Annotated in this window: 10 protein-coding genes; 9 read left to right on the top strand and 1 reads right to left on the bottom strand. The window is 71.9% G+C overall.

All coding sequences use genetic code 11. From position 1 onward, the window contains the following. Positions 1 to 33 precede the first annotated feature (33 nt). The 9 genes from OG413_RS11775 (at position 34) to OG413_RS11735 (ending at position 13,200) form a co-directional block, all read left to right on the top strand. Positions 34 to 5,013 (top strand): DNA repair ATPase, encoded by a 4,980-nt coding sequence (locus OG413_RS11775; protein ID WP_266804887.1) that lies wholly within the window; start codon positions 34 to 36, stop codon positions 5,011 to 5,013. Positions 5,014 to 5,315: 302 nt separating this feature from the next. After that, on the top strand, positions 5,316 to 6,539 hold the full coding sequence (locus OG413_RS11770) for an ATP-binding protein (RefSeq protein WP_266804886.1): 1,224 nt from the start codon (positions 5,316 to 5,318) through the stop codon (positions 6,537 to 6,539). Further along, entirely contained in the window at positions 6,536 to 6,940 is a 405-nt protein-coding gene (locus tag OG413_RS11765) for a roadblock/LC7 domain-containing protein (RefSeq protein WP_073728024.1), read from the top strand. The genes OG413_RS11770 and OG413_RS11765 overlap by 4 nt, the downstream gene beginning before the upstream one ends. Next, a complete protein-coding gene (locus OG413_RS11760) occupies positions 6,937 to 7,311 on the top strand; it encodes a DUF742 domain-containing protein (protein WP_073728022.1) in 375 nt (124 codons plus the stop codon). Before OG413_RS11765 ends, OG413_RS11760 begins: the two co-directional genes overlap by 4 nt. After that, on the top strand, positions 7,286 to 7,876 hold the full coding sequence (locus OG413_RS11755; RefSeq protein ID WP_073728020.1) for an ATP/GTP-binding protein: 591 nt from the start codon (positions 7,286 to 7,288) through the stop codon (positions 7,874 to 7,876). Before OG413_RS11760 ends, OG413_RS11755 begins: the two co-directional genes overlap by 26 nt. A 61-nt stretch (positions 7,877 to 7,937) precedes the next feature. Further along, positions 7,938 to 9,344, top strand: a complete 1,407-nt coding sequence (locus tag OG413_RS11750) for a cytochrome P450 (protein ID WP_266804884.1) — start codon at positions 7,938 to 7,940, stop codon at positions 9,342 to 9,344. A gap of 443 nt (positions 9,345 to 9,787) precedes the next feature. Next, positions 9,788 to 10,918, top strand: coding sequence for a cytochrome P450 (locus OG413_RS11745; RefSeq protein ID WP_266810090.1), 1,131 nt, complete (start codon positions 9,788 to 9,790; stop codon positions 10,916 to 10,918). After that, positions 10,915 to 11,730: an enoyl-CoA hydratase/isomerase family protein gene (locus tag OG413_RS11740; RefSeq protein WP_266804883.1), complete on the top strand. Its 816-nt coding sequence runs from the start codon at positions 10,915 to 10,917 to the stop codon at positions 11,728 to 11,730. The genes OG413_RS11745 and OG413_RS11740 overlap by 4 nt, the downstream gene beginning before the upstream one ends. A 195-nt stretch (positions 11,731 to 11,925) precedes the next feature. After that, positions 11,926 to 13,200: a phosphoribosyltransferase gene (locus OG413_RS11735; protein WP_266804882.1), complete on the top strand. Its 1,275-nt coding sequence runs from the start codon at positions 11,926 to 11,928 to the stop codon at positions 13,198 to 13,200. A gap of 24 nt (positions 13,201 to 13,224) precedes the next feature. Here the strand turns inward: OG413_RS11735 and OG413_RS11730 are convergent, their stop codons facing one another. Continuing rightward, on the bottom strand, positions 13,225 to 13,833 hold the full coding sequence (locus OG413_RS11730) for a GNAT family N-acetyltransferase (RefSeq protein ID WP_266804880.1): 609 nt from the start codon (positions 13,831 to 13,833) through the stop codon (positions 13,225 to 13,227). Positions 13,834 to 13,954 lie beyond the last annotated feature (121 nt).

Raw genomic sequence — 13,954 nt, 5'->3', positions numbered from 1 at the left:
CGACACCGTACGTATCCGCAGGGAGCCATCACCATGACCAGCACGTCCCCCATGGACGCGGGCACCTACGAGGTGCTGCGGGACCGGCTCGGCGCGCAGGCCGGGGAACTGGCCCGCCGGGCCGAGGCGCTCAACGCCCGCCGCACCGAGGAGTTCGGCTCCACCGAGCTGGCCCTGGCGGGCACCGAGCACCTGCGCACCGGGCAGCTCGGCGTGCCCCGCGACCTCGTGGCCGTCGGGGACCGGCTGCTGTTCGGCTACAACACCTTGCCCGGCCTCAGGCCCGGGACCACCGTGGGCGATGTCTTCGCCCTGCACGACCGTGATCTGGAACCGCTCCCCGAGGACGCCGTTCCCGGCCTTCTCGACGATCCCGCCTTCCTGCGGGAGTTCGCCGACCTGTACCGCTACTACCGCGAGGCCCGGCTCCTCCAGCTCCGGCAGGTCGACGGCAAACTCCTGGCCGTGTTCCGGACGGGGGAGAAGAGTGACGACATCCGCGTCCTGCGCTGGGCCCTGGACGCGGACGGCGGGACCGCCTTCCTGGACGCCCGGGGAGAGCGCGACCATGTCTTCCCCCCGTCGCACGACGTCGAGTGGACCGCCACCACCCGCGAGGATCACGTCCTGGGCCGCCACCCCCATGTGTCCATCGGCGGCCAGGTGTTCGTCGCCTCGGTCGGCGGCACCCTCACCGTGAAGACCGAGGACGACACCGAGACCGGCGAGGGGATCCACTCCGAGCCGGTGGACGAACCCCTGCAGTCGCTCGCCGACGCCGAGATCGCGTACGCGCGGGTGGGACCGCTGATCCTGCTGCGCGTCCGCCCGTACAAGGAGGAGACGCGGCGCCACCTCGTCTTCAACAGCGTCACCGGGACCGTCACGCGCCTCGACGGCATCGGCCGGGCGTGCCGACGGCTCCCCGAGGACCAGGGAATCGTCTTCCCCGGCGGCTACTACCTCACCTCCGGCGAGGCGAAGACCTTCGACACGGACACCGGCACCGAGGACATGGAGTTCGAGCGGGTGGTGCGCTCCCCGAACGGCGAGGACGTGCTGTACGCGTTCCACGCCCGCGTGACCGGGCGCGGTCTCCTCCTCCCGTACAACGTCATCCGCAAGGCGGTCGCCACCCCGATCTCCTGCCACGGCCACGCGCTCTTCGACGACGGCACGCTCATGGTGCTGCGCGCCGGTTCCGACGAACCGTCCCGGGTGCACCCCCTCCAGCGGTGGCACTCCTCGTACGTCTCCGACACCTATGCCGCCGGGTCCGGGTCCGCCACCGGCTCCGGCTCCGGCTCCGGCTCCGGCTCCGGCTCCGGCGCGTTGTCCCGCATCGGAAACGCGGACCTGGTGCGCGGCATCTCCGACTGCCTCTCGATCGCCCGCGGCGTCTTCGAGACGGATCCCACCACCGGCGTGTACGAGACACTCGTCGCCTCCTGCGTCCGGGCCGGGGACCGCTACCACTGGCTCGGCGACCCGGAGGCCGGTGACCTGGGAACGCCGCTGGACGAGGTGCGGGCCACGGCCGAGCAGGTGCTGTCGGAGTTCGAGACCGTACGGACCCTGACCCGCCGGGCCGCCGACGCGCTGGCGGAATCCGCCGAAGGGGTCGCCTCACTGGTACGACGCGCCCGCGGGGAGGTACCCGGCGGGGCCGGTGAATGGGTGCGGCGGCTGAACGAACTGCGCCGCGCGCAGGGGCACTTGCTCACGCTCAAGGAGATGCGTCACGCGGACACCGGGCGCATCGACGCACTGGCCGCCGACGTCGACACGGACATCGGGTCCTTCGCCCGGCGCGCCATCGCGTTCCTGGAGCGGAAGGACGCCTTCAGCGATTACCACGACGACGTCGAGCAGCTCACCGGGGCGGCCGGGACCATCCGCACCGTCGCCGAGGCCGAGCCGATCGCCTCCCGGCTGGACGAGCGGACCGAGGGGCTCCGGACCGTCACCGAGGTCGTGGCCGGGCTCGACATCGGGGACGCCACCCTGCGCACGTCCGTACTGGAGCGGATCGCCGAGGTACTCGCGGGCGTCAACCGGTCCCGCGCCGTCCTCGACGCCCGCCGACGCGAACTCCGCGTCCACGAGGGCCGGGCCGAGTTCGCCGCCGAGTTCGCGCTGCTCGGTCAGGCCGTCACCGGCGCACTCGCCGCCGCGGACGCTCCGGAGTCCTGCGACGAGCAGCTGGCCGGTCTTCTTCTCCAGCTGGAGAACCTGGAGTCCCGGTTCGCGGACTCCGATGCCTTCCTCGCCGAACTGGGTGCCCGGCGGACCGAGGTGTACGAGGCGTTCTCGGCCCGCAAGCAGACGCTCCAGGACGCCCGCGCCCGCCGCGCCGAACGTCTGGCGGACTCGGCCACGCGGGTCCTGGAGACCATCGCCCGCCGGGCGGCGACCCTGGCCGATCCCGACGCGGTCAGCACCTACTTCGCCTCCGACCCCATGGCCGCCCGGATCCGCCGCACCGCCGACGAGCTGCGCGGACTCGGCGAGGACGTGCGGGCCGAAGAACTCGACGGCCGGCTCAGGGCGGCCCGGCAGGAGGCCGCCCGCGCGCTGCGCGACCGCACCGAGCTGTACGCGGACGGCGGCCGGACCGTCCGTCTGGGCCGGCACCGGTTCGCGGTGAACACCCAGCCCCTGGAACTCACCCTGGTCCCGCAGGACGACGGCCTCGCCTTCGCCCTCACCGGTACCGACTACCGCTCCCCCGTCACCGACCCGGACTTCGCGGCCACCCGCCCGTACTGGGAGCAGTCGCTTCCTTCGGAGAACGCCGACGTCTACCGCGCCGAACACCTCGCCGTACGCCTGCTCACCGAACACGGCGCCGCCGCCCTGGCCGACGCCGACCTTCCCGCCCTCGTACGGAGCGCCGCCGAGGCCGCCTACGACGAGGGGTACGAGCGGGGCGTCCACGACCATGACGCGACCGCCCTCCTCCGTGCCCTGCTGCGCCTGCACGACGGTGCGGGGCTGCTGCGCTACCCGCCCTCGGTGCGCGCCGAGGCCCAGCTGTTCTGGGCGCACGGAACGACCGGGCGGGACCGCTCGACGTGGGTGCGCCGCATGACGTCGCTGGCCCGCGCGCGGACGGTCTTCGGCGCCGCCCCGGCGATCGCCGGTCTGCGGGCCGAACTGGCCACCGCCATGGGCGGACCCGGCAGGGAACTCGCCGCCGAGTACCTCTTCGAGGAGCTGACCAGCGGCCCGGAGGGCTTCGTCACCAGCCCGGCGGCCCGCACCCTGCTCGCCGCGTTCCGCCGCGCGGCGGGCACCGCCGCCTACGACGAGGATCTGGTGCGGCTGGACTCCCTGGCCGACCGCCGCCAGCTGGTCGAGGCCTGGCTGGCCTCGTTCACCGCCACGACGGGCGAAACCACCGGACCCGGCGGACCCACCGGACCCACCGGACCCGGCGAACTCGCGGAGGCCGTGGCCGTCGAACTCTGCCCCGCTCTCGACCGGTACGAGGTCCACGCCCCGCTGTCCGAGACGGTCGAAGGGCTCCTCGGCACCCACCCCCGCGTCACCGGCCGCCGGCTCACCCTCCGTATCGACGAAGTGCTGGCACGGGCGGGGGACTTCAGCACCCGGGTGACGGAAAGGTTCCGCGACTACCAGCGGCGGCGCGCCGCGCTCGTCGCCGCCGAGCGGGCCCGGCTGCGCCTCGACGCGTACCGCCCCCGGGTCATGTCCTCCTTCGTCCGCAACCGCCTCCTGGACGAGGTCTTCCTCCCCCTCATCGGCGACAGTCTCGCCAAGCAGCTCGGCACCACCGGCGGCGCCCGCAGGACCGACACGCACGGCCTGCTGCTGCTCATCTCGCCGCCCGGCTACGGCAAGACGACGCTCATGGAGTACGTCGCCGACCGGCTCGGCCTGGTCCTGGTGACGGTCAGCGGCCCGGCTCTCGGCCATGCCGTGACCTCGCTCGACCCCGCCGAGGCGCCCAACGCCACCGCCCGCCGGGAGGTCGAGAAGATCAACTTCGCGCTGGAGACCGGCAACAACACCCTGCTCCACCTGGACGACATCCAGCACACCTCACCCGAACTCCTCCAGAAGTTCGTCTCGTTGTGCGACACCACCCGCCGGATGGAAGGTGTCCGCGACGGCGGGAGCCGCACGTACGACCTGCGCGGCAAGCGCTTCGCCGTCTGCATGGCGGGCAATCCCTACACCGAGGCCGGCCGGCGTTTCCGCATACCCGACATGCTCGCCAACCGGGCCGACGTCTGGAATCTCGGCGATGTCCTCACCGGGAAGGAGGACGCCTTCGCGTTCAGCTTCGTCGAGAACGCCCTCACCTCCCACCCCGTCCTCGCCCCGCTCGCCGGGCGGGAGCGCGCCGACCTCGATCTGCTCGTACGTCTCGCGGAGGGCGACCCCACCGCCCGCGCCGACCGGCTCGTCCACCCCTACGCCCCCGCCGAACGGGAGCGCGTCCTGGCCGTGCTGCGGCACCTGCTCACCGCACGGTCGGCCGTCCTGGCGGTCAACGCGGCCTATATCGCCTCCGCCGGGCAGCCCGACGCCGCGCGCACCGAGCCGCCGTTCCAGCTCCAGGGCTCCTACCGCAACATGAACAGGATCGCCGCACGCATCGACCCCGTGATGAACGACGCCGAACTCGCCGCGGTCATCGAGGACCACTACACCGGCGAGGCCCAGACCCTCACCACCGGCGCCGAGGCCAACCTCCTCAAGCTCGCCGAACTGCGGTCCGCCCTCACGCCGGAGCAGTCCGCACGCTGGGCCGCCGTCAAGGCCGCGCATGTACGCGCCCGAGCGCTCGGCGGCCCCGAGGACGAGCCGGTCACCCGCGCCGTCGCCGCGCTCGGACTGCTGGCCGACCGGATCGCCGCCGTCGAATCGGCCATCGTCCGGGCCGGCGCCCCGTGCGCATCCGGTGTTCCCGGCGGATCCGCGGGGAACACCGGCCCAGGCGGCCCCGATGACCCCGGCGGCCCGGACGGCCCCGATTCCCCGTAATTCCCCGTAAGAAATCGGCTCTGTCCGCGTTGTCGGCCTTGTCGCGCCCCGTGTGAACATTCCGCATGGAAATCAACTGGCGTGGGCTTCTTGACAATTAGCCGACACCCCGATGATAAGATCATCTTACTTCCAGTGGGCTGATGGCATATGGGGGCATTCCGGGAGGGATGAGTTCCTCGGCCCCACGTTCGGAGGGGCCTTCCCGAAGCGGGAGCACCCAGGACTCGACCGGTTCTGATGGTGCTTCACATGAGGGAGCGTCACACCGTCTTCCAGCCATGGCACTTGAAGTGAGTCTCATGACCTTTCCGCAGGGCCCCGTCATCTGGGCACTTGCTGTCGTCGCACTGGTCGCTGTGGGTGCCGTGCTACGGGCTCGCACGACCAACATCAGACTGCGCAGACACCACTCCGAGCTCCAAGGAGAACGCGACACGCTGCTACGGCAGCGCGACGAGCTCCATGTCTCGCACAACGGGCTGCTCCACCGGCACGCCTCGGAGCTCTCCGAGGTCCGCAAGGACGCCGAGGAGGAGACCAAGGCCGTCCTCAAGGCGGCGGTGCGCACCCTCCAGGGGCTCGCGGACGAGCAGCAGGTGGTCCTTGAGAAGGCCCAGCACAAGTACGGCGACGATCCCGGGATCCTCGCCGACCTGATGGCCATCGACCACGCCAACAGCCAGTTCGGCCGCCGGGCCCAGGGCATCGCCGTGCTCTGCGGCGGCTGGCTCGGGCGCCGCGAGACCGTCGCCTCCGTCTTCGACGTGGCCCGCAGCGCGCAGGGGCGCATCCGGCAGTTCGACCGGGTGCGGATCAACGGGCAGGTGAACTTCTCGGTCGTCAGCAAGGCCGTGGAGCCGGTGGCCGTGGTCCTCGCCGAGCTGCTGGCCAACGCCACCAACTACTCCGCCCCCGGTACCCCGGTGGAGATCAACATCCAGGCCGTCCCGACGGGCGTCTGCCTGATCGTGGACGACGCCGGACTCGGCATGGGCCAGGAGGAGAAGGACCGCGCCGCGGCTCTCCTCTCGCCCCGTGCGGCGATCAGCGTCTCCAGCCTGGGAATCCCGCCGCAGTTCGGATTCGCGGTCTCCGGCCTGCTGGCCGCCCGCTACGGGTTCAGGATCTCGGTGGACTCCGTTTCCCCCTATGGAGGCGTACGCGCGGTGGTTCTTCTGCCCGACGAGCTTCTCACCAGCGAAGTACCCCCGGTCCCCGTGGCCGACATCCACGAAGCGGCCCCCTCGGAGCTCTCGTGGCGCCAGGACCCCACGCCGCCGCCCACCCCGCTGTTCCCGCCGGCCACGGCTCTGCCGGACCACGCCGCACAGTCCGCGGTTCCGGTCACCACCGCCGGTGGGCTGCCCAAGCGCCGTCGCAAGAGCCCCGTGTCCGCGGTGCCGTCGGCCGACGGCGGGCCGGCGCGCAGCAACGAGGAGACCGCTTCGCGTCTGGGTGCGTTCCAGCGCGGAACACGGTCCGGGCGTGACACGACGACGATGGAAGGACCCGAGATCCAGTGAACCCCGATCTGTCGTGGGTACTGAACGATGTGCTCCAGGTACCCGGCGCACGCCACGCGATCCTCGTCTCCGCCGACGGCCTGTTGCTGGCCAACTCCAGTGAGATCGGCCGGGACGACGCGGAGACCGTCGCCGCGGCCATGAGCTCCATGCAGTCGCTCAGCCGGGCCGTCGCGCCCTTCATCGGCACCCGCTCCCCCGGCCGGTGGCGGCAGACGCTCCTGGAGTACGAGGACGGCTGGATCTTCCTGATCGCCGCGGGCACCGGCGCCTACCTCGCGGCGACCGCCGCGGCCGATGTGGACATGGAGGCCATGTCCTTCCGCATGCAGCAGCAGGTCACCGCACTGGGGAAGGCGATGACCACTCCTCCCCGCCAGAACGCGGGAAGCGACGTATGACGGCGCCGGGCGAGGAGCAGCAGGTCAGCAGCGGGTTCGTCCGCTCCTACGTCATCACCGGCGGGCGCGGTCTGCCCGCCGCGGACGATCTCTCCCTCGTCACCCTGGTCACGCTCGCCCCCGACCGGCAGCCCCCGCCGAGCCCGAGCCCCGAGGTCCGGGCGATCTGGGAGCTGTGTTCCGGCGGCTATCTTTCGGTGGCCGAGGTGGCGGGGCACCTGGAGCTGCCCGTCGGAGTGGCGCGCCTGCTGCTGAAGGATTTAGCGGAACAGGGGCATCTCCTCCGCCGCAAAGCCCCGCCGCCGGCCCAACTCGTTGACAGGAAGATCCTCGAAGAGGTGTTGCATGGACTCCAGGTCCGGTTCGGCTGAGAGCATCTATGTGCCGGACGCGGTGCAGCGTGCGGCGAAGATCCTCGTCGTCGGGCACTTCGCCGTGGGCAAGACGACGCTCATCGGCACCCTCTCCGAGATCACCCCGCTGCGCACCGAGGAGCGGATGACGCAGGCCGGGGCGCACATCGACGACCTCCGGGGCGCGCCCGACAAGAAGACCACCACGGTCGCGCTGGACTTCGGCCGGCTGACGCTGAGCGACGAGCTGGTGCTGTACCTGTTCGGCACGCCCGGCCAGCAGCGCTTCGTGGAGCTGTGGGAGGACATGGCGCGGGGTTCACTCGGCGCCCTGCTCCTCGTCGACCCGGCCCGTCTCGCCGACACCTTCCCCGTCATCGACCTGGTCGAGACGTACGGCCTGGAGTACGCGGTCGCGGTCAACAGCTTCGACGCGCAATCCCAGCACGCCGAGGAGGAGCTGCGCGAGGCTCTCGATCTGCTGCCCGACACCCCGGTCGTGTACTGCGATGCCCGGGACCAGAGGTCGTCGGCCCAGGCACTGATCACCCTCGTACAGCACCTTCTCGCGCACGTGGCCTGACCCCCGTTCCCCCCGAAGCCCGGGGCTCCCGGAGCCCCGCGATCACACCGAGGAATCACACATGGACTCTCAGCCGGGAGCCACCCCGTACAGCGCCCCCGCTGGGTGCCCGATGCACGAGGAGCGCCAGACCTCCCTCTACGGGCCGGAGTTCGCGTCCGATCCGCACCGGGTGTACGACGCTTTCCGGGCGAACGGGCCCGCCTCGCCGATCGAGCTGGCCCCCGGGGTGGAGGCCACGCTCGTCGTGCAGCACGAGGCCGCGCTCCGGGTCCTGCAGAACCCGGCCCTCTTCGCCCGGGACTCGCGCCGGTGGACCGCGTTGCGGGAGGGCCGCGTACCGCTCGACTCGCCGGTGCTGCCGATGATGGCCTACCGGCCCAACTGCCTGTTCACGGACGGCGCCGAGCATCTGCGGCTGCGCAAGGCGGTGACCGAGAGCCTGGGGCGTCTCAACTTCAGCCGGCTGAGCCGGGATGTCGAGCGCATCGGTGACTACCTCATCGACCAGTTCATCGAGCGCGGCAGCGCCGACCTGCTGGGCGAGTACGCCAAGCTGCTGCCGCTGCTGCTGTTCAACCAGCTCTTCGGCTGCCCCGGCGACATCGGCGACCGGCTGACCCGCAGCATGTCCGCCATCTTCGACGGCGAGGACGTCCTGCGCGCCAACGACGAGCTGACGGAATGTCTGATGGAACTCGTCGCGCTCAAGCGCCGCCAGCCCGGCGAGGACATCACCTCCTGGCTCATCCAGCACCCGGCGGGCCTGCGCGACGAGGAGCTGAAGGACCAGCTCGTCATGCTGATGGGCGCGGGCGTCGAGCCGGAGCGCAATCTGATCGCCAACGCGCTGCTGCTCCTGCTGGCCGGTGACACTCCCGGCCCCGGCACGGAGCGGCGGGGTTCCGGGATGCTGGTCGAGGACGCGCTGGACGATGTGCTGTGGAACAACCCGCCGATCGCCAACTACGCGACGCACTTCCCGGTCCAGGACATCGAGCTGGACGGCGTGACGCTGAGGGCGGGCACCCCCGTCCTGATCAGTTTCGCCGCCGCGAACAGCGACCCCGCGCTCACCGACGCGCGCCAGACCCTGAGCAAGGGCGCCCACCTGGCCTGGGGCGCGGGTCCTCACGTCTGCCCGGCCAAGTCGCCCGCCCAGCTGATCGCCCTCACCGCCATCGAGAAGATCCTCAACACCGTGCCGGACCTCGCCCTGGCCGTGCACCCCTCGGGCGTCGAATGGCGGCCGGGACCGTTCCACCGGGCCCTGGTCGCCCTGCCGGTGCGATTCAGCCCGACCCCCGCGCGCGGCAGCGGCGCGGCGGTCCGCACGACGGCCCCGCCGGCGGCGCAACCGGCCGGGCAGGCTTCCCCCGCCGCCCCCGCCCCGCACCATCACGCCGCGCACGCGCAGAAGAAGCCGAAGGGATGGTGGAGTTCCTTCCTCGACGTCTTCCGCGTGTGAGCGCGCGGAGGTGCCGACGGGTGCCCGTCGGAGTGTTCCGGAGGAATACGGGTAGTGACTCCGCGTATACGTACGCGGAGTCCACGTACCGCTGGAAGCCCGTAGAGGCGGGCCGGTGGGTGCGCAGATGAGTCCGGGTGTACGCGAATGAGTACCGGCGCCACTCATTACGTGAGTCCGCATATGGCAATTCGCCTATGACAAAGGATATTCACGACTTTTGCATGTGACGGGGGCAACAAAGATCGGCGCTTGGCGGAGATATCCGGAGGGGTAGGTTCTGGCGGTAACCCGGAGCCTAGGTCAAGGAACTCTGCGTGAGCACTGTGAGTGGCATAGCCGCGCCGCCTGTCGACCGTCGTGCCCTGATCTCGCTCCTCCGCCGCCTGAACTCCCCGGAAGGACAGGCGGATCCCTACCCGCTCCTGGGTGAGCTGAGGGCCATGGGGGATGTCGTACGCGCTCCGTGGAACGGCTACTTCGTCACCGGTTTCGACGCGTGCAGCGAGGTGTTGCGCGGCCGGAACTGGCTGGCGCCCGACTTCGCGTGGCAGGAACGCCAGGACGACACCGGTCGCTGGGACGCGATCGCCACGCGGGAGATGACCAAGACCCTCTCCCGCCTCAACGCCCCCGCGCACACCTGCCAGCGCCGCACCCTCGGCAACCTCTTCGACCGTTCGACCATCGACCGGCTGACCCCGGTCGTCGAGGCGCACGTCGACCGCCTCCTTGACGAACTGGCGGACAAGCTCCAGTGGGGCGATGCCGACCTCGTCAGCACGGTCAGCGAACAGCTCCCGATCAGCACCATCGGCTCCTGGCTGGGCATCCCGCCCGAGGACCACCCCCACATCCTGGAGATCACCCACAACCAGGTGCACGCCCAGGAACTGCTGCCCACCAAGAGCCAGCTCGCCGTGTCCGCCGAGGCGACCGTGCGGCTGCGGGCGTACTTCACCGGCCTGGTCGCGCAACGCCGTGCCGCACCCGCCGATGACGTACTGACCGGCTGGATCCACACCTGGGACGGGCTCGAACCCGACCGGGAGGCGGCGGACGAGATCCTCTACCGCCTCACCATGTTCGTCACCATCGCCTCGCTGGAGACCACCGCGACGCTGCTGTCCGCCATGGTGGGCCTGCTGCTGGGCGAACCCGGCCGCTGGGGCTGGCTCCGGGAGCACCCCGAACACGTCGACGCCGCGGTGGACGAGGTCCTGCGGTACGACCCGCCCATACACATCAACAGCCGGATCGCCGCCGAGGACACCGTCCTGGCCGGGGTCCCGATCGCGAAGGACAGCATGGTCCACGTCATGTACGGGGCCGCCAACCACGACCCCCGGCGCAACGAGAACCCGGACGCCTTCGACGTCCTGCGGGGCGGCAGCCACCTCACCTTCGGCGGCGGCGTGCACTACTGCCTGGGCGCGGCCCTCGCCCGCCTGGAAGCCCGTACGCTCCTGACCGCTCTCCTGGAGCGCTTCCCGGCCCTGCGCGTCTGCGCGCCGCCCAGTTACGCGTCCCGCATGGTCTTCCGGCGCGTGACCTCGATGGGCGTGGCGATATGAAGCTCTCCCTGCCCGACTTCCTGACCCCCTACGGCCGCCCCTGCACGGTACGCACCGTTCGCGAGGGCCCCGTCCTGCGCGTGGAGCTGAACAGCCCCGCCACGGGCAACGCGGTCACCGAGGCGCTGTTGGACGACCTGCTGGACGTGCTGGCCGTACCGGACCCCGACGTCCGGGTGCTGGTGCTCAGCGGTGCCGGGGACGACTTCTGCCTCGGCGGGGACCGGAACGAGTTCGCCGACTGGCTGGAGGAGGACCCGACCGGGCGGGGCATCCGGCTCGCGGGTGACAAGGCCCGCCGGGTCTGCGAGGCGATCTCCGGCAACCGGGCCGTCACCATCGCCCGGGTACAGGGCAAGGCCATCGGCGCCGGACTGGCGCTCGCCCTCGCCTGCGACCTGCGGGTCGGCGCCGACACCGCCGGTTTCCGGCTGCCGGAGCTGGCCCTCGGGCTGCCCACCGCCTGGGGCGGGGTGCTGCCGCGCCTGATCCACGAGGTCGGCGCCGCCCGCGCACGCGAACTCATCCTCACCGGACGGGCCTTCGACGCCGCCGAGGCGTACAGCCTGTCGATCCTCCAGCGCGTCGTGCCCGAGGACGCCCTGGACGAGGCCGTCTCCGCCTGGGCCAGACCCGTCGTCCGCCGCCCCGAAGCCGCCCTGCGCGTCACCAAGGCCCTGCTCAGCTCCTACGCCGCCGCGACCCGCCTCGCCGACCCGTCCTTCCTCGACGCGGAACTCATGGCCTCCGTGGCCGCCGCGACCCGGCGGCCCCGCGACAGCGGGGAGTCCGGAGCGGTGCGGGTTCCCTGAAGCGTGCTGCCGGTGGGGCCGGTGTCGCGGATGGGACCAGCGCCGCCGATGGGGCCGGTGCTGCTGGTGGGGCCGCTGTCGCGGGTGGGGCCTGACTTGCGGAAGAGCCGCTGACGGGGTTGCGTCGAGGTAGGTACGCGGCCGTGCGCCCGTACGTACGTGGTCTCCCGTCTCCCCCGCTGGAGGTGAACCGCCGTGCTGTTCACCGACCGCACGGATGCCGGGCACCGGCTCGCCCACGCGCTCCGGCGGCTGGAGGGCGACCGTCCCGTCGTCCTGGGCCTGCCCCGCGGCGGGGTCCCGGTGGCCTTCGAGGTCGCGCGGGCGCTCCGAGCGCCGCTCGATGTGATCGTCGTCCGCAAGCTCGGCGTCCCGTCCCACCCGGAGCTGGGGTTCGGCGCCATCGGCGAAGGCGGCGTACGGGTCATCAGCGAGGAGATCGTGCGGCGCGGCGGCGTCACGGAGGAGGACACAGCGGCGGTCGAGCACGCCGAGGAGGCGGAGCTCGTACGACGGGCGCGCAGGTTCCGCGCACACCGGCCGCGGCAGGACCTGGACGGCCGGACGGTCATCGTGGTGGACGACGGGATCGCGACCGGTGCCACCGCCGAGGCCGCGTGCGCGGTCGTACGGGCCCAGGGCGCGGCACGCGTCGTGCTGGCCGTCCCCGTGGCGCCGCCGGACGCGGTGGCCCGGCTGCGGACCGGGGCCGACGAGGTGGTGTGTCTCGCCACGCCGCACCCGTTCTCCTCCGTCGGCGAGTGGTACCGGGACTTCTCCCAGACCTCCGACGAGGAAGTCGTCGCCCTGCTGGCACGGGCGGGCGGCGGAAGCGGCCTGGAGGCGGTCGGGGATCTCGTCCTGCCGGAGGGCGCCGAGGCGGTCGTGGTGTTCGCCCACGGCTCGGGCAGCAGCCGCCACAGCCCTCGCAACCGGGCCGTCGCGGCGGCCCTGAACGAGGCGGGCCTGGGCACCCTCCTCTTCGACCTGCTCACCCCCGCGGAGGAGGCCGACGGCGGACACGTCTTCGACATCGGGACCCTGGCCGGGCGCCTGACCGGGGCCACCCGCCTGCTGCGCGACCGCGTGCCGCTCCCGATCGGCTACTTCGGGGCGAGCACCGGGGCCGCGGCGGCGCTGCGGGCCGCCGCGACCGCCGACGCGGACACCGGCAGGGGCGCCGGCATCGGCGCGGTGGTCTCGCGCGGCGGCCGGCCCGACCTGGCCGGGCCGCGGCTCGGCGACGTACGCGCGCCCACGCTCCTGATCGTGGGCGGCCTCGACACGACGGTGCTGGCCCTCAACCGGCGGGCCGCGTCGGAGCTGACCTGCGAGAACCGGCTGGAGATCGTCCCCGGCGCGACCCATCTCTTCGAGGAACCGGGTGCGCTGGACACGGTCGCGGAGCTGGCGCGGAACTGGTTCACCGAGCACCTGGTGGCGCGGTCCGGGAGCGGTACCGAGGACTGACGGGACCCTGGCGCTCCGGCCGGCTCAGGTCATCCCCACGTCCAGGCGGGCGGCGAGGCGGGCCTTGGCGGCGGGCCACTCCTCGGCGAGCAGCGAGAAGTAGACGGTGTCCCGCCAGGTGCCGTCGTGGCGGAGCCGGTGACGGCGCAGGACTCCTTCGCGGCGGGCGCCGAGGCGGGCGATCGCGGCCTGCGAACGCTCGTTGAGGTGGTCGGTCTTCAGCTGTACGCGGCCCATGCCCAGCTCCTCGAAGGCATGGGTCAGCAGGAGCAGCTTCGCCTCGGTGTTGACCACCGACCGCCAGTACGCGCGGCCGTACCAGGTCCAGCCGATCTCCAGGCGCTCGTGCCGCTCGTCGACGTCCATGAGCGTCGTCCAGCCGACCGCCCGGCCGCTCGCGCGGTGGATGACGGCGAACGGCAGGTACGTGCCCTCCCGCGCGGCGTCGAGCAGGCCCGTGAGCTTGGCCCCGAGCTCGTCGCGCGTCCGCGGTGTCGGGCCGCCCTGCCAGCGCCAGACCTCGTCGTCCCTGCCACCGGCCACGAAGAGGTCGTCGAGGTGGTCCGTCGTCAACGGCACGAGGCTGATGTGGCGCCCGGTCAGGGTCACGGGCCGTGGGGTTGTCGCAGGCATGGCGAGAGTCTAGGACATTTTGAACTAGTCAGATAATTTTCTGCACTAGAGCAAAAAGCGGACGCGCGTTCTCGACGCGCGCGGAGGCCGGTGGCTGACTAGCGTGACAGTGCGGGGCGGG

It is taken from the genome of Streptomyces sp. NBC_01433 (genome assembly GCF_026340105.1).
GTDB lineage: Bacteria > Actinomycetota > Actinomycetes > Streptomycetales > Streptomycetaceae > Streptomyces.
This window is presented reverse-complemented; position numbering and strand designations above follow the sequence as displayed.

Bases quoted from the DNA above. Each gene is read 5' to 3' on its own strand.
- OG413_RS11775 (WP_266804887.1), top strand. From the start codon at position 34: ATGACCAGCACGTCCCCCATGGACGCGGGCACCTACGAGGTGCTGCGG.
- OG413_RS11770 (WP_266804886.1), top strand. From the start codon at position 5,316: ATGACCTTTCCGCAGGGCCCCGTCATCTGGGCACTTGCTGTCGTCGCA.
- OG413_RS11760 (WP_073728022.1), top strand. From the start codon at position 6,937: ATGACGGCGCCGGGCGAGGAGCAGCAGGTCAGCAGCGGGTTCGTCCGC.
- OG413_RS11755 (WP_073728020.1), top strand. From the start codon at position 7,286: ATGGACTCCAGGTCCGGTTCGGCTGAGAGCATCTATGTGCCGGACGCG.
- OG413_RS11750 (WP_266804884.1), top strand. From the start codon at position 7,938: ATGGACTCTCAGCCGGGAGCCACCCCGTACAGCGCCCCCGCTGGGTGC.
- OG413_RS11745 (WP_266810090.1), top strand. From the start codon at position 9,788: ATGGGGGATGTCGTACGCGCTCCGTGGAACGGCTACTTCGTCACCGGT.
- OG413_RS11740 (WP_266804883.1), top strand. From the start codon at position 10,915: ATGAAGCTCTCCCTGCCCGACTTCCTGACCCCCTACGGCCGCCCCTGC.
- OG413_RS11730 (WP_266804880.1), bottom strand. From the start codon at position 13,833: ATGCCTGCGACAACCCCACGGCCCGTGACCCTGACCGGGCGCCACATC.